Raw genomic sequence first — 20,293 nt, forward strand, 5'->3', positions numbered from 1 at the left:
GTTGTCGCCCTCGACCTCGGGGGTCCGGACGCGGGGGTGCGGGTGCGGGGGTGCGGGTGGACCGCCGCCCAAGCCGTATACGTCTGACCGCTGCCCTCTGCGGGTACAACTCCCGTACCGCCGCGTAACTTTGCGCGCACACCCATTCCTGACTCCGCGTCAGTTAAGTAGTCTGAAATCTGACGCTGTGTCAGTTAGGCGAGTAGCACGTGATCGCGTTACGTCAGTGAATTGGCTGTCACACAGGAGCGGGCGGACCGATGCTTGGATCAACCCACGGCACCCTCACCACCGACTCCCGCCGGACCCGGGCCATCGCCTGCGGCGAGCACTCCCAGCAGATCGTGCACGGCAGACCGGCCGAGGCCGGGGACCTCGATGTGAGCGGGCGCCCGCTGCACGCCGCCGTCCCCGATCTGGACCGGTTCTTCCGCCCCGAGTCCGTGGCCGTGGTGGGCGCCTCGGACGCGGAGGGCCGGCCCAACACCGGTATCACCCGGCAACTGCTCGCCTGGGCCGAACGGGTCGGCGCCCGGCTGCACCCCGTGCACCCCACCCGGCAGTCCGTCTTCGGCCTCCCCTGCTCCCGCTCCGTCGCCGACCTGCCCGAACAGGTCGATCTCGCCGTACTGCTCGTCTCCGACCCGCTCCCCCTGATCGACGAACTCGCCGAGGCCAAGGTGAAGTTCGCGGTCGCCTTCGCCTCCGGCTTCGCGGAGACCGGCGAGGAGGGCGCGGCCGCGCAGGAGCGGCTGGCGGCCGCCGTCGCCCGTTCCGGAGGTCTGCGGCTGCTCGGCCCGAACACCAACCTCAACGCGTTCGAACGTTTCCGCGACGACCTGGACGGCCCCGCGATCGCGCTGATCACCCAGTCAGGGCACCAGGGCCGCCCGGTCTTCTCCCTCCAGGAACTCGGCATCCGCCTCTCCCACTGGGCCCCCACCGGCAACGAGGCCGATCTGGAGACCGCCGACTTCATCTCCTACTTCGCCGAGCGCCCCGAGGTGGGCGCCATCGCCTGCTACATCGAGGGCCTCAAGGACGGCCGCTCCTTTCTCCTCGCCGCCGACCGGGCCGCCCGGCGCGGGGTGCCCGTCGTCGCCGTGAAGGTCGGCCGCACCGAGGCCGGCGCCCGCACCGCCGCCACCCACACCGGCAAGCTGACCGGCGCGGACGCCGTGGTCGACGCGGCGATGCGGCAGTACGGCGTGATCCGCGTGGACGGTCTGGACGAACTCCAGGACACGGCGGCCCTGTTGGCGCGGGCGCGGCGCCCGAGCGCGCAGGTGCCGGCACGCCCGGTGGCCGACGGTGTCGTCGTCTATTCGATCTCGGGCGGCACGGGCGCGCACTTCGCCGATCTGGCGACGGAGGCCGGACTGCGCCTGCCGACGCTGTCGGAGGCCAAGCAGGCCGAGCTGCACCAGTGGATCCCCCGCTATCTGAACGTGGCCAACCCGGTCGACAACGGCGGGCACCCGGTGGGCGACTGGCGCGGCCCCCGCATCCTCGACGCGATCCTCGACGACCCGGCGGTCGGGGTGCTGATCTGCCCCATCACCGGCCCCTTCCCGCCGATGAGCGACAAGCTCGCCCGGGACCTGGTGGACGCCGCCGAGCGCACCGACAAGCTGGTGTGCGTGGTGTGGGGGTCCCCGGTGGGCACCGAGGACGCCTACCGCGAGACCCTGCTCGGGTCGTCGAAGGTGGCCACCTTCCGTACCTTCGCCAACTGCATCACGGCCGTCCGCGCCCACCTCGACCACGCCCGCTTCACCACCGCCTACCGCTCCCCCTTCGACGAGGCACCGCGCTCCCCGTCGCCCTCCTTCCGCAAGGCCCGGGCGCTGATGCGGCCGGGGCAGCAGCTGAGCGAGCACGCGGCCAAGCAACTGCTGCGCGCCTACGGGATACGGGTGCCGCGCGAGCAGCTGGTGACCAGCGCGGCGGCGGCCGTGCGCGCGGCGAGCCTCGTCGGCTACCCGGTGGTGATGAAGGCGTCCGGGGCGCGGATCGCCCACAAGACGGAACTGGGCCTGGTGAAGGTCGGGCTGACCTCCGCCAGCCAGATCCGCGACGCCTATCGGGAGCTCACCGACATCGCCCGCTACGAGGACGTGCCGCTCGACGGGGTGCTCGTCTGCCAGATGGTCGAGCGGGGCGTGGAGATGGTCGTGGGCGTCACGCACGACGAGCTCTTCGGGCCGACGGTGACGGTCGGGCTCGGCGGTGTCCTCGTCGAGGTGCTCCGCGACGCCGCCGTCCGCGTGCCGCCCTTCGGGGAGGACCAGGCCCGCGCCATGCTCGCCGAACTGCGCGGCCGGGCCCTGCTGGACGGCGTACGGGGGGCGCCCCCGTCCGATGTCGACGCCCTCGTCGAGGTCGTCCTCCGTGTGCAGCGGATGGCGCTGGAACTCGGGGACGAGATCGCGGAGCTGGACATCAACCCGCTGATGGTGCTGCCGAGGGGGCAGGGCGCCGTGGCCCTGGACGCGCTCGCGGTCTGCCGCTGAGCGCCACCACCGCACACCGGACAAAGCCATCACACCCCGTAACAAGTGGAGCAACCACATGTCCCACTCCCCCCTCGAACCTCCCGAAAAGTCCCGTGACTCATTGATACGGCACACCACTGACAACGCCGTCTCGTGGATCACCCTCAACCGCCCCGAGGCGATGAACGCCCTCACCCCCGACCAGCGGGAACACCTCATCCAGCTGCTCACGGAGGCCTCCGCGGACCCGGCCGTACGAGCGGTCGTGATCACCGCGACCGGCCGCGGCTTCTGCGCGGGCGCCGACCTGCGCGGCTCGGCGGCCCGCCCCGCGGAACGGGTGGCCGGCGATGTCGCCCGCACCATCCGCCTCGGTGCCCAGCGCCTCGTCGCGGCCGTGCTCGACTGCGAGAAACCGGTGCTCGCTGCGGTGAACGGCACCGCGGCCGGCATCGGCGCGCACCTGGCCCTCGCCTGCGATCTGGTCCTGGCGGCCGAAGAGGCCCGTTTCATCGAGGTGTTCGTCCGCCGCGGCCTGGTCCCCGACGGCGGCGGCGCCTACCTCCTGTCGCGGCTGGTCGGCCCGCAGCGCGCGAAGGAGCTGATGTTCTTCGGCGACGCCCTGTCCGCCGCCGACGCGGAACGCCTCGGACTGGTCAACCGGGTCGTCCCTGCCGCCGACCTGGAGAAGACCGCCCGCGAGTGGGCGGAACGCCTCGCCAACGGCCCGACCCGGGCCCTGGCGCTGACCAAGCACCTGGTCAACACCTCCCTGGACACCGACCGCGCCGGCGCCTTCGCCGCCGAGGCCGCCGCCCAGGAGATCAACATGACGACGGCGGACGCCCGGGAGGGCCTCGCGAGCTTCACCGAACGCCGCGCGCCACGGTTCGAGGGCCGCTGAGCACCCGGCCCGAGGCCGCCGGACCGACCGCCGACCGGCAACCGGCAACCGGCAACCGGCAACAAGCGACCGGCGACCGGCGACCGGCGACCGGCGACCGGCACGACCCTTCACTTCTGACGATCCGTCAGTTTCAATGGGTGCTGTGATGGGACATGCGGGAATGGCGGCGGCCGCCGTCCGATATCTACGGTCCGACCGGACGCGTGCGGCCACGCCGACGCACCCGGTCGACGCACTGCCCCGCCCCGAACTGCGCTGTGTCCGCGAGGACGAGCGGGCGCCGGTCGACCAGGCGGAGTTCCGCCGCGTCCTGGGAAGCTTCGCGACGGGCGTGACGGTGATCACCGCCCCGCCGGCACCCGACACCGCCCCGGACCCCGGGCAGGCCCGCCCCGCCGGCTTCGCCTGCCAGTCCTTCTCCTCGCTCTCCCTGGACCCGCCCCTCGTCGTCTTCATGGTCGGCCGTACGTCGACGACATGGCCCCGCATCGCCCTCGCGGGCGTCTTCTGCGTGAACGTACTCGGCGCCGGCCAGGGCGAGTTGTGCCGTCGCTTCGCGGTGAGCGGCTCGGACAAGTTCGCCGGAGTCGCCCACGACCCGGCCCCCGTCACCGGCTCGCCCCGCCTCGCCGGCGCCGCCGCCTGGATCGACTGCACGATCCACGCCGTGCACCCCGGAGGGGACCATCTGATCGTGGTGGGCAAGGTGGAGGCGCTGGGCACGGCCGCCGAACGGGACGGAGCGGGCGAGCCGCTGCTGTTCCACCGGGGCCGCTTCGGCGGCTTCACCACCGACTGAAGCCTCGCGGCCTCAGCCCACCGCCACGACCGCCCCGCCGCCGATCACCACACACCCGGCGGCCAGCGCACCCCATGTGAGGATCGCCGCGCAGGGCTGTACCGGCCGGCCCGCGTGGGCGCGTACGACGGTGAAGTGCACCGCCAGGGCCGGGGGCAGGGCCACGGCGTAGAGCGCGAGGCCCGCGAGCTGCCAGGACGGGACGGCCAGGGCCGGGAGCACCCACAGGGTGCAGGAGGGCGGGATCCACCACCAGGCGGTCCGTCCGGTCAGCTCCCGCGCGGTCCAGTGGGCGACGCGCACGGCCGGGACGACGTACGCCGCGGTCAGCACACCACCGGCGAAGAGGATCACCACGGCCATCAGCGGAACGACCGCGAGAGCCGCGAACGGCTCCCCGCCCCCGGGCCCCGCCTGAGCGCCGAGCGCGACCACGAACAGCACGGCACACACCAGCGCACCCTCGACACCGAGCACGGCCATGGACACCGCCGAGGGCTCGGCGCCCCCGGGGGCCACGCCCTCGCCCGTCGCCTCCGTCCTCGCCATGGACACCACCAGCACCCCTCCCCATCTATAGGGAGTGTGCCCGGCACGGAACGGTTGCGCCCGCCCCACCCCGGAACCGCCGCATCCCGGCCCCGCCCCGTCCCGGAACCGCCGTACGTCAGGCTCCCGCCACCGCCACGCTCCCGCCGCCCGCGGTCGCGGTCGGCCGTCGGCGCCGGATCACCAGCGCCATCAGCGCCGCCACCGCGCACAGCGCCCCGGAGGCGTACCAGACGAGGGCGGCGCCGACCTGGTGGGAGGCGAGGACCCAGCCGGCCATCGGCAGGCAGCTCGACACTGAGGGCCTGCCCCCGCGCAGAGCCGCGACGTGGAGCGCTATGGCGGTTCGCTCCGTCTGCCAGAAGGCCGGGATCTCCTGACACAGGCACTCAGCCACAGGGTCAGGCCACCAGGGCACGGACGAGCATCGTGCCCACGGCCCTGCCCTCCGGCGGATCGATCAGAGACACACACACGCCGGAGAAGCCGTGCCCCGCCAGGATGCGCCCCCACTCATCCGGGGTGCGGTCGTGCCGCAGTCCGGCTCTGGCAGGCTTGGGCCCCTGACTGCCTGGAGGCAAATGCGAGAAGGCCAGGATTCCACCCGGCGCCATACGCGAGCGAATCAGCGGGAACAGAGTGTCCGGATCGACGAACCACACAGCACCAAAGATCGAGAGCACGACATCGAACGTCTCGTCCGTCTCGCTCAGGAACGCCGTCGCCTCCGCCGTACGGAACGCGATGCCCGGCAGATCACCCCAGCGCTCCCGTGCGACCGCCTCGCGGGCGGGGGCGATGTCCACCCCTTGACCTGTCGCGCCAAGCGTCACGGTTCGGCAAGGACTTCGATGTGAACACGGGCCCGTGGGAGCTACGCCTACTCGACCGGTCGACAGGCCGCGCGAGCATCGAGCGGTACTCGACCACACCGCAGTGAGGGATCGGGGCGCTCCCCTGCGGGAGCCGCCCCGTGTGGGCGCCTGGCCACCGAATCCGCCCCGGCCGGTTCGAAAACGGCAGGTACGCGCTCCGATGATCGTCACGAAGGTGACGGCGGCGACGAACCAGGCGCGGTGCACACGGGAGCGCCCCGGCGCGCGACGGGATGCGTGGGGCTGCTGATCGGCGGCGCTACGGGCGAGCGCGGGCGCGTCGTCGGCTCTCTGGGTCATGCCGCCGACAGCCACCGTGACGGGCACCGGGCCGGCCGCCGGGCCCGGTGCCCGTCACCGTCGGCCGCGGTCTCGGCACGGCCCAGTCGATGCGCCGGCACCTGCAAGGAGCCCTGGGCGTGACGCCGACCGCGTACCGCCGTACGTTCCGCTCGGGCGGAGCGACAGCCGCGGCCCTCCCGCAGCAGCCCTGACCGCAGGCCCCGCGGCGGCGCCCGGCCGCCCTCAGCAGGCCCCGTCGAGCAGCAGCTCGGCGGCCACGGTCGTCCCGTCGGTGCGGACCGTGGCGGCGACCGCACTCGCCCGCTCCCCGGTCTCCGGGGCGAGCGCCACCTCCAGCGCGGCCGACAGGGACGCGTAGGTCGGGGTGGGGCCGTCGTGGGCCGCACCGATACCGAGGGCGGCCACCCGGCCCGCCCAGTACGGCTGGTCCGCCAGCTGCGGTACGACGACCTGGGGCGCACCGGACCGGGCGGCCGTGGTCGTGGTGCCGGCGCCGCCGTGGTGCACGACGGCGGCCACCCGGCCGAACAGCGCCTGGTGGTTGACCTCGCCGACGGCGAGGCAGTCGTCCCGCTCGTCGAGCAGGGCCAGATCGGCCCAGCCGCGCCCCACGAGCACCCGGCGGCCCTGCGCCCGCACCGCGTCGACGGCGACGCGGGCGACGTCCGCCGAGGCGTGCATGGGCATGCTGCCGAAGCCCACGTAGACCGGTGGTTCGCCGGCGTCCAGGAACGCCGACAGCCCGTCCGGCAGGGGGCGTTCGTCGGGCAGGAACCACGCGCCGGTCTGGACGACGTCGAAGTCCGGCATCGTCCGCGGCGGGTCGAGGACCGGGTCCGTCGCCAGCCAGGGCCGGTCGCCGACGACGTAGTCACGGACGCCGTCGACCGGGGGCAGCCCGGCCGCGGCCCGGTTGCCGTTGAGCGCCTCCCCGAAGAGCGCTTCGACGGCCTGGGCGTCGAGGTCCCACAGCACCCGGTTGTCGGTCACGTCCGCGGGCAGCGGTCGGCCGGGGTAAGCCAGCGGGGGACGGTCCGGCGACGGCAGCGTGAGCTGCTGGAAGGTCACCGGCACCGAGGGGATGCCGAGCTTCTCGGCCACCGAGCGCGCACCGGCCATGGCCGGCATCATGCCGGTCGCCACCAGGACGTCCCAGCCCTCCGCGGCCGCGGTGATCACCTCGAACTGACTGGCGATCACCTGTGCGGCACGCTCGGGGAGGGACGACGCGGGCGGCGCCGCCTTCGTCAGCGCCCGCGCCGACGGCCCGTACGGCACCATCTCCACGCCGATCCCGGCGAGCAGCTTTCCGAACTCCTCGTCCGCCGGGCCGCACACCCGCACCTCGGCGCCCGACTCCCTCAACCGTGCCGCGAGTCCGGCCATCGGCTGGACGTCCCCGCGCGACCCGTAGGTCGACAGCACAACGCGCACCTCACCACTCCCCGATCTCCTGCGGATTTCCGCTCAGGCCGGTGATTCTGCGGTACGACCGGGCCCTTGTGGCAAGACCCACCGTGCGCTATAAGTTGAGAGTGGCAAGGAGTCGGTGACCTCCTTGCCCTTTTGTTTTGCGCCGCGCCGCGCCGCACCGAACCGCGCCGAGCCGGCCGGCCGGCCGCGAGCCCTCGCTCCCGCCCGGCGCTCAGAACGTGAGCACCGCCCGCGCGACCCTCCCCTCCGCCGCGTCCTGGGCCGCCTTCGGGAAGTCCTCCACCGGATAGGTCGCGGTCACCAACTCGTCGAGCAGCAGGCGCCGTTCGCGGTACAGCTCGGCGTAGAGCGCGATGTCCCGCTGGGGGCGGGACGACCCGTAGCGGCAGCCCAGGATCGACTTGTCCAGGTAGAGGGAGGAGACCCGGAAGGACGCCTCGGCCGTCGCCGCCGGTACGCCCAGCAGCACCGCCTGCCCCCGCCGGTCCAGCAGGTCGATCGCCTGGCGGATGAGGTCGACGCGGCCGACGCACTCGAAGGCGTGGTCGACTCCGGTCGGCGCGACCTCCCGTACGCCCTCCGCGGAGGTGAGGAAGTGCGTGGCGCCGAACTGCCGGGCCAGGGCCTCCTTGTCCGGGTTGGCGTCGACGGCGACGATCCGCGCGGCGCCCGCGATGCGCGCCCCCTGGATGACGTTGAGCCCGATGCCACCCGCCCCGATGACGAGCACGCTCTCGCCCCGGTCGACGCGCGCCCGGTTGAGGACCGCGCCGACCCCGGTCAGCACGCCGCATCCGATCAACGCGGCGGACGGCAGGGGAACGTCCCGCGGAATCCGCACGGCCTGCACGGCCTTGACCACCGTCCGCTCGGCGAAGGCGGAGTTGGCGGCGAACTGGAACACCGGTTCCCCGCCGCGCGTGAACGGCCGCTCCGGGCGGCCGATGGCGCGACGGCACATGGTGGGCCGCCCCCGGTCGCAGTCGGCGCAGGTCCCGCAGTTGGCGAGGGTGGACAGCGCCACATGGTCGCCGGGCCGGACATGGGTGACACCCGCGCCCACCGCCTCGACGACGCCCGCGCCCTCGTGCCCGAGCACCACCGGCGCCGGGAACGGGATCGTCCCGTCCACCACCGACAGATCGCTGTGACAGAGCCCGGCCGCCGCCACCGCCACCCGGACCTCGCCGGGTCCCGGTTCCCGCACGTCGAGATCGTCGACGACCTCGGCCCGCTTCCCGTCGAACACGACGCCTCTCATGCCGGCACCTCCCGCCACGCCGTCGGCCGGCCGGCCACCCGCAAGATCGTCACGGCCCTCAACCCCTCGGTTCCCTCGGCAGGCCGAGCACCCGCTCGGCGATGATCGTGCGCTGCACCTCGTCCGAGCCGCCGTAGATGGTGTCGGCCCGGCTGAACAGGAACAGGTGCTGGAACGGATCGAGTTCGTACGGTGCCCGCGCCGACCACTCGGCGGGTCCCACCGCCGCCCCCGCGCCCCGCACCTCCATCGCCAGCTCCCCTAGCCGTCGATGCCACCGGCCCCACAGCAGCTTGGCCACGCTCGGCGCGCCCGGCTCCTCCGAACCGCCCAGCGTCCGCAGGGCGTTCCACCGCATCACCCGCAGCTCGGCCCACTGCCGTACGAGCCGCTCCCGTACGACGGGGTCGTCGGCGGCGCCGCTCTCCACGGCGGCCCGTACGACGTCACGCAGTTCCTCCGCGAACCCGATCTGCTGGGCGAGCGTCGACACTCCGCGCTCGAAGCCGAGCAGGCCCATGGCGACCCGCCACCCGTTGCCCTCGCCGCCCACGACATGCTCCGCGCGCGCCCCGTCGAAGAACACCTCGTTGAACTCGCTCGTGCCGGTCATCTGCCGGATCGGCCGCACCTCGACGCGGCCCGGCTGGCGCATGGGGACGAGCAGGAACGACAGCCCGTGGTGCCGCCGTGACCCCGGCTCCGTGCGCGCCAGTACGAAGCACCAGTCCGCCTCGTGGGCGAGCGAGGTCCAGATCTTCTGCCCGGTGACCGTGTACGTCCCGTCGCCGTTGCGTTCGGCCCTGGTGCGGACGCCCGCGAGGTCCGATCCGGCGCCGGGTTCGCTGTAGCCCTGGCACCACAGCTCCTCACCGCGTGCGACCGGCGGCAGGAACCGCTCCTTCTGCTCCCGCGTCCCGAAGGCGATCAGGGTGGGGGCGAGCAGCTTCTCCCCGATGTGCCCCGACCTGGGCGGCACCGCGGCGCGCGCGTACTCCTCGGCCCACACGACCTGCTGCACGAGCGTGGCCGTCCGGTTCCCGTACCCGCCCTCCGGCCACCCGAGTCCGATCCACCCCGCCGCGCCGAGGGTCCGCTCCCACGCGTGCCGGTCCCCGGCGGAGCCGGCATGCGCGGACAGCCAGGCCCGCGCCTCACTCCGAAACGCCGTGTCCTCCACCCCGAGCCCGAACTCCATCGCTCGCACCGCCTCCGGTCGACCACACGAAACTTCCGCCGCACCCGCGCCCCGGCACTGCCGTCGAACCCGGCCGGCATCCCGCTGACCGGCGCACACGGAGTGCCGCGGCTGATCAGGGCGGCTTAGAGCTCCGAACAGAAGTGGAGCCCGGCTCGCGACGCCTGGCACGCACGCTCGCCGCGTTGCCGAAAGCCCCTGGTAGCCCCGCTACAAGGAGCTTCCGGCGCCTTGCGATCGCACGCACCAGACGCCGCGAGCCGATCGGACTCCACTTCTGTTCGGAGCTCTTACTCCACCAGGCGCCGCCCGCCCAAGGGGCGCGGGGAACCGCGCGACCAGCCGCACCCCACCCGCACCCACCGAACAACCCGCACCCCCACCCCCTCAGGGGCGCGGGGGGGGACCGCGCGAGAGAGCACAACCCACCCGCGGCCGCCGAACAAACCCGCACCCGGGCTATGAGGCGCCCTGATTGGGCCGTTCCCCCGCCGCCGCGGCCCGCGCCATCTCCTCCACCCGCGACAGCATCGGCATCGGGTCCACTCCCACCGCCGCCGGCAGCACCTCGGCGATCCGCTGCGGGGTCCAACCCTCCTCCGCCCAGGCCGAGCGCAGCTCCCGCGGCTGGGCCCAGACCGCGATCTTCGGCCCCGCCACCGTGTACACCTGCCCGGTGATCCCCTCCTCCCGAGCCCGCTCGGACAGCAGGTAGACCACGAACGCCGCCACGTCCTCCGGCTCGCCGATCTCGGTCAGCTCCACCGGCACCCCGGCGGACATCCGCGTCCGGGCGACCGGCGCGACCGCGTTCGCGGTCACCCCGTACCGGTGCAGCCCCAGCGCCGCGCTCCGCACCAGCGAGATGATCCCGCCCTTGGCCGCGCTGTAGTTGGCCTGCGAGACGGACCCCTGGTGGTTGCCGCTGGTGAACCCGATCAACGTCCCGGCGCGCTGCTTCCGCATCACCGCCGACGCCGCCCGGAACACCGTGAACGTGCCCTTCAGATGCGTGGCGACCACCGGGTCCCACTCCTCCTCGGACATGTTGAACAGCATCCGCTCCCGCAGGATCCCGGCGACGCACACCACCCCGTCGATCCGCCCGTACGCGGCGACCGCCGCGTCCACCACCCGCTGCCCGCCGGCCATGGTCGAGATGTCGTCGGCGACGGCGACTGCCTCGCCCCCGGCCGCCTCGATCTCCTTGACGACGGTCTCGGCGACGGAGCTGGTCGGTTCGGAGCCGTCGACGGACACGCCGTAGTCGTTGACGACGACCCGCGCGCCCTCCGCCGCCGCGGCGAGGGCGACCGCGCGGCCGATCCCCCGTCCCGCGCCCGTGACGGCGACGACCTTGCCTGCCAAGAAGTTTCCCACCCCGGCCCCTTCCCCTCACCACGGTTTCTGACGGACCGTTAGATCTGCTCGCACGCCGATTCTACGACCCGTCAGATACGGCCGCACAAGCCCCGGGGAGGGCCGATGTCACTGCCCACGGAGTTCCACGACATCGCCAAGCGCGTGAACAACTGGGGGCGTTGGGGCGCGGACGACGAGATCGGAACGCTCAACCTGATCACCGACGAGGTGGTCCGCGAGGCCGCCGGCGGGGTACGTTCCGGGCGCCGCGTCCCGCTCGCGCTGCCCCTCCAGCAGGACGGCGTCCAGACGGGGATGATCCCCGGCCGGGTCAACCCGCTGCACGTCATGGTGCAGATCAACCAGGAGATCTTCGGGCCGGGCACGGTCGCGTGCAGCGACGACGCCGTGACGATGGGCCTTCAGGCGGGCACCCACTGGGACGCCCTCACCCATGTCTCCCACTCGGGCCGCCTCTACAACGGCCGCCCGGCGGACACGATCACACCCCACGCCGGGGCCGCGTTCGCCGGCATCGACAAGGCCCGTCACATCGTCTCGCGCGGTGTGCTCCTCGACATCCCGCGCGCCCTGGGCCTCGGCACCGGACGACTGCCCGGCGGCCACGCGGTCACGCCCGAGGACCTGGCCGCGGCGGAGGAGTCGGCGGGCGTGCGGGTCCGCGCGGGCGACATCGTCCTCGTCCGCACCGGGCAGGTCCAGGCGTATCTCGCGGGGGATAGGCACGGGTACGCGTTCCCGTCGCCGGGGCTGTCGATCCGCACCCCGGAGTGGTTCCACGCGCGGGATGTCGCCGCCGTCGCCAACGACACGATGACCTTCGAGATCTTCCCCCCGGAGATCGAGGGCCTCTGGCTCCCGGTGCACGCGCTGCACCTGGTCGAGATGGGGATGCCGCAGGGCCAGAACTGGAACCTGGAAGAGTTGTCCACAGCCTGTGGACAAGCGGGGCGGTTCGACTTCCTGCTGTCGGCGATGCCGGAACCGTTCGTCGGCGGTACGGGGACACCGGTGGCTCCGGTGGCGGTGCTGTGAGCCCGACCCCCGCCCCCGTCCCGGCCTGGCCTCCGACGCCCCCGGCGGGCGCCCGCCGGGTTCGTGGGCCAGCTGGCGGCGCGCTGCTGCCCGCCCCGAGCTCGGCACCGCGCGCCGCCATCCGGCCTCGGCGCACCCGCCCCGCTCCCGGGCCCAGTCGGGAGCCGACGCCGAAACACGACCCACGCTCGTCGAGGGCTCCCGTCACCGAAACCCTCGTCGTCCCCTCGCGGCGAATCGATGCCCCCAAGCGTGATCAAACGGACACGACACGTCAACACCCGTTCGGGGATTTGCGCCTCGGGGCCCGGGTCCCGGATCCGCGCACGGGAGCACCACCGGCGCACTCGACCACCACCCGAGCGGAGCGGGCCGGTACCGCGCCGCGACGCGCAGGCGCATGCGACGCGAACGCGCGCGCCGGGCGCCCGCCGGTTCGGGAACACGTCCCGGGGCGCCCACCGATAGTGGGGGCCTCCCCGCGCCTACCGATTCGGGGGTGCCCGCCGGGCGCCTACCGTTCGGGGGTGCGGGCGCCTACCGATTCGGGAGTGCCTGCCGGGCGCGCGCCGGTTCGGGAGGCGTGGCGCGCGACGGCCGCGTCCGGGCCCGGCGGTGTGGCGCGCGACGGCCGCGTCCGGGCCGGGGGTCGCTCGCGCAGCTCGCCGCATACCCCGCGGGGCAGACGGGAGGTTGGACGACAGCCCTCAGACCGCCCCGTACGCCAACCCGCCGCGCACCACCGCCGGCACGCCCGTGACCGCGCGGCCCGACGGGCACACGGCGGGGGCCGCGACGCCGCCCGCGCCGGTCGTTCCGGACGTGGCGGGAGCGACGCGGTCCAGTTCGCACCAGATGCGTTTGCCGATGCCCTCGTGGCTCCAGCCCCATCGGTCGGCGAGCCCCTCGACGAGTGCGAGGCCGCGTCCGCCCGTCTCGTCGCCGTCGGGGCGGCGGGGCGTCGGCGGACACGCGCTGGTGTCGGCGACCTCCAGACGGACCGTGCCGACGGAGCCGTCACGGAGCCCGGACAGCAGCAGACGCAGTACCGCCGGCCGACCGGTGTGGACGACCGCGTTGGTGACCAGCTCGGAGACGAGCAGGATCAGCGTCTCGCCCAGCGGCTCGTCATCCCCTATCCCGGACCCGGCGAGCCGTGCACGGGCCCATCTCCGGGCGCGACCCACTTCTGCGGGGTCGGGCCGGATCTCCAGCTGCACTTGAAGCACCTGCACCGCTCACACCATCCGAACCGGCGGACACGTCGCCGCACGCCCCTCCGGGGCCACGATCGTGGTCATCTTCTGCTCGGCCGACTCCACAGCCGTCGGCACCGGGGTCACGGAACGTGATTCCCTTACTGGACAGCATGGTTGACGTACAGTCACCTCAACAAGCGCTTCGGGCATATTCCAGCGCGAAGGAGTACGCCTGGGGCATACTGTGCGACGCTCAACGCGAGGAGTCGAACAGACCGGAGTGACGCGCATCCGGCCCATTTCACGGGCGGCGGGCATCGCCGGTTCCGGGGCTGCCACAGGGGCAACACCGGGCCGGCCGCGCCTCGGAACCACTCGCATCCCCCAGAAGGTACCGGAGTACGACTCCGACTCCAGGCCGTGACAAGTCACACCTAGGACACAACCCGGTATCAACGCTCGGTAATTCCGGTATGCCACGTTCCGCGACATTCAATCCCGAAGCCGCCACGGACTTCACGGTCGCCCTGGTCAGCGCGGTCAGCCCGCCTCGACCAACAGTTCGCCCGCCAACGCTTCCTCACTGTCCGTCACCGACCCGACACGTTCGGCCCGGACCCACGCCCGCTTCAGACACAGGTGTACGTCGGCCTCCCAGGTGAACCCCATACCGCCGTGGACCTGGAGGCAGTCGCGGGCTCCGCGCACCGCCGCCTCGTCGGCCAGCAGCCGGGCCGCCGCGATGTCCACCGGGTCGGCGGTGACGGCCGCCGCGTAGACCGCCGCCCGCGCCACCTCCACCCGGACCAGCAGTTCGGCGCAGAGATGCTTGACCGCCTGGAACGCCCCGATCGGCCGCCCGAACTGCTCCCGGGTCCGGGCGTGTTGCACGGCCGCCTCACCCGCCCGCACCGCCGTGCCGAGCTGCTCGGCGGCGGTGAGCAGCACGAAGACATCGCCCGGCCGGGCGGTACGGGAGTCCGCCGGCACCCGGTGCAACGGCGTCAGCGGGTCGACGGACCGCATCGCGACCGCCCCTGCCGCGTCCCCCGTCACCACGTCGGCCGCGTCCAGCCACTCCACCAGGCCCCCGCCCCCGACAGCGGTCACCACGGTCTCGCCGGTGGCGGCCCCCGGGACTTCTCCCGCCGCCAGGTGCGTGGCCACCAGCGGCCCAGGCAGTAGCGCGCGCCCCGCCTCCTCGAACACCAACACGGCCTCGGGCAGCCCCAGCCCCACCCCGCCCTCCGCCTCCGGCAACCGCAGCGAGAAGAACCCGGCCGCACCCAGCTCCCGCCACAGCCCCCGATCGAGCCGCAGCGCGTCGACGGTCCCCCGCAGGGCGTCCCGGCCGAACCGACGATCGAGCAGCTCCCGGGCGCCACGCTTCAAATCCCTCTGACTCCGACTGAGTTGAAACCGCATCCCAAGAGCCCCTCATCACGGCCGAATACGACAGCGCGCCCGGTTCGGCCCCGGGCCGAACGGAAGCGGGGCGCAGCCCCCGCCTTCCAGGGGCGCGGGGAACTGCGCGACCAGCCACGTCCCACCCGCACCCGCGAACCAACCAGGTCACCCCACCCCCGAAGGCGCCCCGGCCGCCCCACGGCCACCCGTCCCTCACCCCTTCGGCAGCCCCAGAATCCGCTCCCCCACGATGTTCCGCTGGATCTCCGACGTCCCCGCCGCGATCGTGTACGACAGCGAGCCGAGCCGATCGAGAACCCAGGGCCGCCCGAGATCGAGCCCGTCCGGCCCCAGCACCTCCACCGCCGCGTCGTACAAGTCCTGACGAGCGCGCGAGTACCTCAGCTTGAAGACCGAGCCCCCCACCCCCGGCACCCCTCCGGAGGACTCCGCCTCGCTGACGTTCCACTGGGTGAGCCGCCACAGCGTCCGGAACTCGGCGTTCAGCCGCCCCAGCCGTCCCCGGACACCCGGATCGTCCCAGCGCCCGTTCGACCGCGCCTCCCGTGCGACCTCCCCCAACACCTTTCGGCAGGCGACCACTTCGCCCACGAAGGCGGTGCCCCGCTCGAACGACAGGGTCACCATGGTCACGCGCCAGCCGTCGTTCTCCGCGCCGACCCGGTTGGCGACGGGCACACGGACCTCGTCGAGGAAGACCTCGGCGAACTCGGTGGAGCCGGCGAGTGTGCGCAGCGGCCGTACGGTCACGCCGGGCGCGTCCATGGGCATGGCCAGCCAGGAGATGCCCCGGTGCTTGGGCGCCGAGGGGTCGGTCCGCACCAGCAGCTCGCACCAGTCGGCGACTTCGGCGTGGGAGGTCCAGATCTTGGAGCCGGTGATCACATAGTCGTCGCCGTCGCGGTACGCGCGTGTGCGCAGCGCCGCGAGGTCGGATCCGGCGTCCGGTTCGCTGAAGCCCTGGCACCAGACCTCCTCGCCGCGCAGTACGGGCGGCAGCCAGCGCGCCCGCTGCTCGGCCGTGCCCTCGGCGGCGATGGTGGGTCCGGCGTGCAGCAGTCCGACGAAGTTGGCGCCGACGTAGGGGGCGCCGGCCTTCTCGGTCTCCTCCAGGAAGATCAGCCGTACGGTCGGGGAGGCGTCCCAGTGGACGTCGGCGTACCCGGCGTCGTACAGCGTCCGCTGCCAGCCGAGGTCGTAGGCGCGCCGTGCGGGCCAGTCGTCGGGGGACGGCTTCGGCGGCAGGGAGGGCAGGATCTTCGCCAGCCACTGCCGCAGTCGCGCCCGGAACTCCTCCTCCTGCGGGCTGTACGCGAGATCCATGGCCGGGGGCCGCCCGTCACCTGTCGAGGTCGAGGTCGAGGTCGAGCATGCGGATCGCGTTGCCGCGCATGAGTTTGTAGACCGTTTCGTCGTCGAGGCCCTTCACATGGTCGAGGGCGACCTCCTTGGTGTGCGGGAAGGTCGAGTCGACGTGCGGGTAGTCGGTCTCGAAGGTCGCGTTGTCGCGTCCGACCACGTCCAGCGAGGCGACGCCGTGCTTGTCGCGGAAGAAGCAGCAGAACATCTGACGGTAGTAGTACGTCGACGGCGGCTCGGGGATCAGATCGCGGACGCCGCCCCAGGCCCGGTGCTCCTCCCACACGTCGTCGGCGCGTTCCAGAGCGTAGGGAATCCAGCCCATCTGGCCCTCGCTGTAGGCGAGTTTGAGGCGGGGGAAACGGACCAGGACGCCGCTGAAGAGGAAGTCCATCATCGAGGCCATCGCGTTGTTGAAGGAGAGCGAGGCCTGTACGGCGGGCGGGGCGTCGGGGGAGGCGGCCGGCATCTGGGAGCTGGACCCGATGTGCATGTTGACGACCGTGCCGGTGTCCTGGCAGACCGCGAAGAACGGGTCCCAGTAGCCGGAGTGGATGGAGGGCAGCCCCAGGTGGGTGGGGATCTCGGAGAAGGTGACGGCGCGGACGCCCCGGGCGGCGTTGCGCCGGATCTCGGCGACGGCGAGGTCGATGTCCCACAGCGGGATCAGGCACAGCGGGATCAGCCGGCCGCCGCTGTCACCGCACCACTCCTCGACCATCCAGTCGTTGTAGGCGCGCACACAGGCCAGGGCGACCTCCTTGTCGTGGGCCTCGGCGAAGGTCTGCCCGCAGAAGCGGGGGAAGGAGGGGAAGCAGAGGGAGGCCTCGACGTGGTTGAGGTCCATGTCCGCCAGCCGGGCCTCGGGGTCCCAGCAGCCGCGCCGCATCTCCTCGCGGGTGATGCCCTCCAGGGTCATCTCGTCGCGGTCGAAGCCGACGGCGGCGATGTTGCGCTTGTACGGGAACTTCAGGTCCTCGTAGATCCACCAGTCGGTCGGCTGTCCCTCGGGGTCCATCGTGATCTGGTACTTCCCGGCGACATAGGCGAGCCGGCCGATGCCCGCGGTCAGCGGCTGGGGGCCGCGCTCCCGGTACTTCCGCGGCAGCCAGGTCTCGAAGAGGTGTGCGGGCTCGATCACATGGTCGTCGACGCTGATGATGCGGGGCAGTTCGGTCATGGATCCCCCACTCAGTTATCTGATGGACCGTCAGATCCTTGTCGAGCAGGTTAGTGGCACACCCCTGGACCGACAAGGCGCCCCGGCCTACGCTCTGCCCACCATCTGACAGCTCGTCAGCTCTTCGGACGAGTCCTCCAGGCAGGGGGCCGCTGTGAACGAAACCGCCCACGCGCTCGGCACGTCCCGCACCCTCTGGGAACTCCTCGACCGCCGCGCCGCGCTCACCCCCGACCGGCCCGTCCTCCTCCAGGACGACCGCACCCTGGGCTTCGGCGAGCTGCGTTCCCGGGCCGAACGGGTGGCGGCCGGGCTGTACGGCATGGGCGTACGCCCCGGCACGGTCGTGGCCTGGCAGCTGCCCACGAGGATCGAGACGGTCCTGCTCTCCTTCGCCCTGGCCCGTCTCGGCGCCGTGCAGTCCCCGGTCATCCCCTTCTACCGGGACCGCGAGGTCGGCTTCGCGCTCCGGGAGTCGAAGGCGGAGTTCTTCGCGGTGCCGGGCGAGTGGCGGGGGTTCGACCACACCGGGATGGCCCGGCGGCTGGCGGCCCGGGGGGTCTTCGAGGCGTACGGCGGCCTCCCGGAGGGCGACCCGGCGGTGCTGCCCGCGCCGCCGGCCGACGGCACCTCCGTGCGCTGGATCTACTGGACCTCCGGCACCACCTCCGACCCCAAGGGCGTCCTCCACACGGACCGTTCCCTGATCGCGGGCGGCTCCTGCCTCGCCCACGCGCTGCGGCTCACCCCCGACGACGTGGGTTCGATCGCCTTCCCCTACGCCCACATAGGCGGCCTGGACTACCTGGTGATGCTGCTGCTGTACGGCTTCCCGGCCGTGCTGTTCGAGCACTTCGCGCTGCCGGCCGCGCTGGAGGACTACCGCAAGCACGGGGTGACGGTGGCGGGCGGGTCGACGGCGTTCTACTCGATGTTCCTCGCCGAGCAGCGCAGGCAGCCGGGCGTACCGGTCGTCCCCTCGCTGCGGCTGCTCGCGGGCGGCGGCGCGCCGAAGCCGCCCGAGCTGTACCACTCCGTCGTACGGGAGATGGGCGTGCAGCTGACCCACGGCTACGGCATGACCGAGGTCCCGATGATCACGATGGGGGCGCCGGACGACTCGGCGGAGAACCTGGCGACCACGGAGGGGCGGCCTCCGGAGGGGATGGAGATACGGATCGTCGACGGGGAGGTGCGGTTGAAGGGGGAGGCCGTCTGCCAGGGGTATCTGGACCCGGAGCAGTCGGCGGCGGCGTTCGACGCGGACGGGTTCTTCGTGACGGGCGACCTGGGCCGGCTGACGGACAGCGGTCATCTGGTGCTGACCGGGCGGCTGAAGGACGTCATCATCCGCAAGGGCGAGAACATCTCCGCGAAGGAGATCGAGGACCTGCTGCACCGGCACCCGGCCGTGCGGGACGTGGCGGTGATCGGGCTGCCGGACGCCGAGCGCGGGGAACGGGTCTGCGCGGTCGTGGAACAGCAGCCGGAGGCCGAGGCGCTGACCCTGGCGGCGGTGGCGGCCCATCTGCGCGCGGAAGGGCTCTCCGTCCACAAACTGCCGGAGCAGGTGGAGGTGGTGGACGCCCTTCCGCGCAACGAGACCCTGCGGAAGGTGCTCAAGTACAAGCTGCGCGAGCGCTATGCGTGAACCGGGCGGAAGGGGTCACGAACCGAACGGGACCGGCCCCCTTCGCTGATCATTCGGGCACGGTGAAGTAGCGGGCGAACGCGGTCACGACCTCCACCTCGTCCACCTTGCCGTCGGCGTTGGTGTCGAGGGCGGCAGCGGTGGCGGTGGCGATGTGCTCGGGGACGCCGAGGGCTCTGAGGATGCGGGCGGTCTCGTCGACCGTGGCCGAGCCGTCCGCGTCGGCGTCCGCGACGGCGAGGGCCGCGTGCAGGAAGGGGCGGGCGATCTCGGCGAACCGCTCGGGGTTGTCGCGCAGCCGCTTGACCGCGCCGTTCACGAACTCGTCCCGGGTGATGCGCTGGTCGCCGTCCCGGTCCGCTATCCCGGCCATGCCCTGCCAGAACGCCTCCGCACCGCCGTACAGGGCCTGGCCCCTGTCCGTGCGGGCGGGGGTGCCGAACTCGTTGAGAACCGCCTTCGCCGCCGCGCTGAAGTCCTCGCGGTCGATCCAGCCGTTGCCGTCCTGGTCGAAGGTGGCGAACCGGGCGGCGATCCGGCGCTCGTACTCGCTGCTGACCATGTTCTCTCGGGCCCGCCTTACGTCGAGTGGAATGCTTGTCCGTGCCTGTCGGTGTTCTTCGGGTTCCTCGGACGGAGCGTACGACGTCTGCGGGCGGGGCGGAGCGCGAAAGTGGCGCTTGTACCAAGACTGCGGGAATTCCGGGACAACAGTGTGGCTCCCGGCGTGCGGTCAGGCCGACAGGGCGTCGGCCTCGTCCTCGGGCTCCGGCGCCACCGCCGACCTGACGTCCGGGTGGACGTCGAAGAGGCGGCGGACACCCAGGGCGGCCATGACGCGGTTGACGTGCGCGCCCTCCGTCGGGCCGCCGGCCCGGCCGTCGGGCGGGAGGATCAGCCGCAGCCTTCCGCGGCAGGAGCGCATGAGGCGGCGGGTGGCGATGAGGACGCCCACCCCGCTGGAGTCGCAGAAGACGACGCCCGAGAGGTCGAGGACGAGGCTGCGGCGCCCGTCGGCCACCGCCTCGTGCACCCGCTGACGGAGCACCGGTGAGGTCACCAGATCCATCTCGCCCGACACCCGCAGCACGGCCCACTCACCCTGCTCGCCGTCGGTCACTTCGAACTCCACCGCGATGCCTCTCAGTCGCCGAACCGGAAGCGAATACACCGCTTCCTGCTGCGCGGCTGCCCCGCCGTCGTTCCATGAAACACCCGTCCCGCGCCGAAGGCGCGT

The 20,293-nt window shown here is 72.7% G+C and carries 17 protein-coding genes and 3 pseudogenes; 7 read left to right on the top strand and 13 right to left on the bottom strand.

What is annotated here, in order from left to right; all coding sequences use genetic code 11:
- The first annotated feature begins 260 nt into the window (after positions 1-260).
- The 3 genes from AC067N_RS12675 (at position 261) to AC067N_RS12685 (ending at position 4,201) form a co-directional block, all read left to right on the top strand.
- Positions 261-2,513, top strand: a complete 2,253-nt coding sequence (locus tag AC067N_RS12675) for an acetate--CoA ligase family protein (RefSeq protein ID WP_478678890.1) — start codon at positions 261-263, stop codon at positions 2,511-2,513.
- Between the two features lie 58 nt (positions 2,514-2,571).
- Positions 2,572-3,399 (top strand): enoyl-CoA hydratase/isomerase family protein, encoded by an 828-nt coding sequence (locus tag AC067N_RS12680; protein WP_478678891.1) that lies wholly within the window; start codon positions 2,572-2,574, stop codon positions 3,397-3,399.
- A 148-nt stretch (positions 3,400-3,547) separates the two neighbouring features.
- On the top strand, positions 3,548-4,201 hold the full coding sequence (locus tag AC067N_RS12685; RefSeq protein WP_478678892.1) for a flavin reductase family protein: 654 nt from the start codon (positions 3,548-3,550) through the stop codon (positions 4,199-4,201).
- Positions 4,202-4,213: 12 nt separating this feature from the next.
- Here AC067N_RS12685 and AC067N_RS12690 read toward each other — a convergent pair whose 3' ends face one another.
- The 3 genes and pseudogenes from AC067N_RS12690 to AC067N_RS12700 all read right to left on the bottom strand — a co-directional run bounded on the left by AC067N_RS12690 (position 4,214) and on the right by AC067N_RS12700 (position 5,583).
- Complete coding sequence (locus AC067N_RS12690; RefSeq protein ID WP_478678893.1) at positions 4,214-4,750, bottom strand: hypothetical protein; 537 nt, start codon at positions 4,748-4,750, stop codon at positions 4,214-4,216.
- Positions 4,751-4,868: 118 nt separating this feature from the next.
- Positions 4,869-5,024: pseudogene (locus tag AC067N_RS12695) on the bottom strand (MFS transporter); the annotation flags it as partial.
- A gap of 127 nt (positions 5,025-5,151) precedes the next feature.
- On the bottom strand, positions 5,152-5,583 hold the full coding sequence (locus AC067N_RS12700; protein WP_478678894.1) for a class I SAM-dependent methyltransferase: 432 nt from the start codon (positions 5,581-5,583) through the stop codon (positions 5,152-5,154).
- A 2-nt stretch (positions 5,584-5,585) separates the two neighbouring features.
- On the opposite strand from AC067N_RS12700, the pseudogene AC067N_RS12705 reads away from it, so the two are divergent.
- Both AC067N_RS12705 and AC067N_RS12710 read left to right on the top strand, forming a co-directional pair.
- Positions 5,586-5,690: pseudogene (locus AC067N_RS12705) on the top strand (XRE family transcriptional regulator); the annotation flags it as partial.
- Between the two features lie 303 nt (positions 5,691-5,993).
- Positions 5,994-6,119 (top strand): annotated as a pseudogene (locus AC067N_RS12710) (AraC family transcriptional regulator); the annotation flags it as partial.
- Positions 6,120-6,150: 31 nt separating this feature from the next.
- On the opposite strand, the gene AC067N_RS12715 reads toward AC067N_RS12710, so the two are convergent.
- From AC067N_RS12715 to AC067N_RS12730, 4 genes are all read right to left on the bottom strand, one after another.
- Positions 6,151-7,362 carry a glycosyltransferase gene (locus AC067N_RS12715; RefSeq protein ID WP_478678895.1) on the bottom strand — a complete coding sequence of 404 codons (1,212 nt, stop codon included), beginning with the start codon at positions 7,360-7,362 and terminating at the stop codon, positions 6,151-6,153.
- A 211-nt stretch (positions 7,363-7,573) separates the two neighbouring features.
- The gene (locus AC067N_RS12720; RefSeq protein ID WP_478678896.1) at positions 7,574-8,623 is read right to left on the bottom strand and encodes a Zn-dependent alcohol dehydrogenase; all 1,050 of its coding nucleotides are present in this window, start codon (positions 8,621-8,623) and stop codon (positions 7,574-7,576) included.
- A gap of 58 nt (positions 8,624-8,681) precedes the next feature.
- Positions 8,682-9,821, bottom strand: a complete 1,140-nt coding sequence (locus AC067N_RS12725) for an acyl-CoA dehydrogenase family protein (RefSeq protein WP_478678897.1) — start codon at positions 9,819-9,821, stop codon at positions 8,682-8,684.
- Between the two features lie 459 nt (positions 9,822-10,280).
- Positions 10,281-11,201 carry an SDR family NAD(P)-dependent oxidoreductase gene (locus AC067N_RS12730; RefSeq protein ID WP_478678898.1) on the bottom strand — a complete coding sequence of 307 codons (921 nt, stop codon included), beginning with the start codon at positions 11,199-11,201 and terminating at the stop codon, positions 10,281-10,283.
- Between the two features lie 105 nt (positions 11,202-11,306).
- Between AC067N_RS12730 and AC067N_RS12735 the strand changes: the two genes are divergently transcribed.
- Complete coding sequence (locus AC067N_RS12735) at positions 11,307-12,239, top strand: cyclase family protein (protein WP_478678899.1); 933 nt, start codon at positions 11,307-11,309, stop codon at positions 12,237-12,239.
- Between the two features lie 707 nt (positions 12,240-12,946).
- Here AC067N_RS12735 and AC067N_RS12740 read toward each other — a convergent pair.
- From AC067N_RS12740 to AC067N_RS12755, 4 genes are all read right to left on the bottom strand, one after another.
- Positions 12,947-13,474, bottom strand: a complete 528-nt coding sequence (locus AC067N_RS12740) for an ATP-binding protein (protein ID WP_478678900.1) — start codon at positions 13,472-13,474, stop codon at positions 12,947-12,949.
- A gap of 504 nt (positions 13,475-13,978) precedes the next feature.
- Positions 13,979-14,863, bottom strand: a complete 885-nt coding sequence (locus AC067N_RS12745) for an acyl-CoA dehydrogenase family protein (RefSeq protein WP_478678901.1) — start codon at positions 14,861-14,863, stop codon at positions 13,979-13,981.
- 195 nt (positions 14,864-15,058) lie between these two features.
- Positions 15,059-16,189, bottom strand: a complete 1,131-nt coding sequence (locus AC067N_RS12750) for an acyl-CoA dehydrogenase family protein (RefSeq protein ID WP_478678902.1) — start codon at positions 16,187-16,189, stop codon at positions 15,059-15,061.
- 16 nt (positions 16,190-16,205) lie between these two features.
- Entirely contained in the window at positions 16,206-17,405 is a 1,200-nt protein-coding gene (locus AC067N_RS12755) for an amidohydrolase family protein (RefSeq protein WP_478678903.1), read from the bottom strand.
- Between the two features lie 154 nt (positions 17,406-17,559).
- On the opposite strand from AC067N_RS12755, the gene AC067N_RS12760 reads away from it, so the two are divergent.
- A complete protein-coding gene (locus tag AC067N_RS12760; RefSeq protein WP_478678904.1) occupies positions 17,560-19,056 on the top strand; it encodes a class I adenylate-forming enzyme family protein in 1,497 nt (498 codons plus the stop codon).
- Positions 19,057-19,105: 49 nt separating this feature from the next.
- On the opposite strand, the gene AC067N_RS12765 is transcribed toward AC067N_RS12760, so the two are convergent.
- Positions 19,106-19,618, bottom strand: a complete 513-nt coding sequence (locus tag AC067N_RS12765) for an EF-hand domain-containing protein (RefSeq protein ID WP_478678905.1) — start codon at positions 19,616-19,618, stop codon at positions 19,106-19,108.
- A gap of 171 nt (positions 19,619-19,789) precedes the next feature.
- On the bottom strand, positions 19,790-20,194 hold the full coding sequence (locus AC067N_RS12770) for an STAS domain-containing protein (protein WP_478679123.1): 405 nt from the start codon (positions 20,192-20,194) through the stop codon (positions 19,790-19,792).
- Between the last annotated feature and the right edge of the window lie 99 nt (positions 20,195-20,293).

The organism is Streptomyces sp. NPDC042364 (genome assembly GCF_056437585.1).

Excerpts from the sequence above, each read along its gene's own strand:
- AC067N_RS12675 (WP_478678890.1), top strand. The coding sequence starts at position 261 with ATGCTTGGATCAACCCACGGCACCCTCACCACCGACTCCCGCCGGACC.
- AC067N_RS12680 (WP_478678891.1), top strand. The coding sequence starts at position 2,572 with ATGTCCCACTCCCCCCTCGAACCTCCCGAAAAGTCCCGTGACTCATTG.
- AC067N_RS12685 (WP_478678892.1), top strand. The coding sequence starts at position 3,548 with ATGGGACATGCGGGAATGGCGGCGGCCGCCGTCCGATATCTACGGTCC.
- AC067N_RS12690 (WP_478678893.1), bottom strand. The coding sequence starts at position 4,750 with ATGGCGAGGACGGAGGCGACGGGCGAGGGCGTGGCCCCCGGGGGCGCC.
- AC067N_RS12720 (WP_478678896.1), bottom strand. The coding sequence starts at position 8,623 with ATGAGAGGCGTCGTGTTCGACGGGAAGCGGGCCGAGGTCGTCGACGAT.
- AC067N_RS12725 (WP_478678897.1), bottom strand. The coding sequence starts at position 9,821 with ATGGAGTTCGGGCTCGGGGTGGAGGACACGGCGTTTCGGAGTGAGGCG.
- AC067N_RS12735 (WP_478678899.1), top strand. The coding sequence starts at position 11,307 with ATGTCACTGCCCACGGAGTTCCACGACATCGCCAAGCGCGTGAACAAC.
- AC067N_RS12745 (WP_478678901.1), bottom strand. The coding sequence starts at position 14,863 with ATGCGGTTTCAACTCAGTCGGAGTCAGAGGGATTTGAAGCGTGGCGCC.
- AC067N_RS12750 (WP_478678902.1), bottom strand. The coding sequence starts at position 16,189 with ATGGATCTCGCGTACAGCCCGCAGGAGGAGGAGTTCCGGGCGCGACTG.
- AC067N_RS12755 (WP_478678903.1), bottom strand. The coding sequence starts at position 17,405 with ATGACCGAACTGCCCCGCATCATCAGCGTCGACGACCATGTGATCGAG.
- AC067N_RS12765 (WP_478678905.1), bottom strand. The coding sequence starts at position 19,618 with ATGGTCAGCAGCGAGTACGAGCGCCGGATCGCCGCCCGGTTCGCCACC.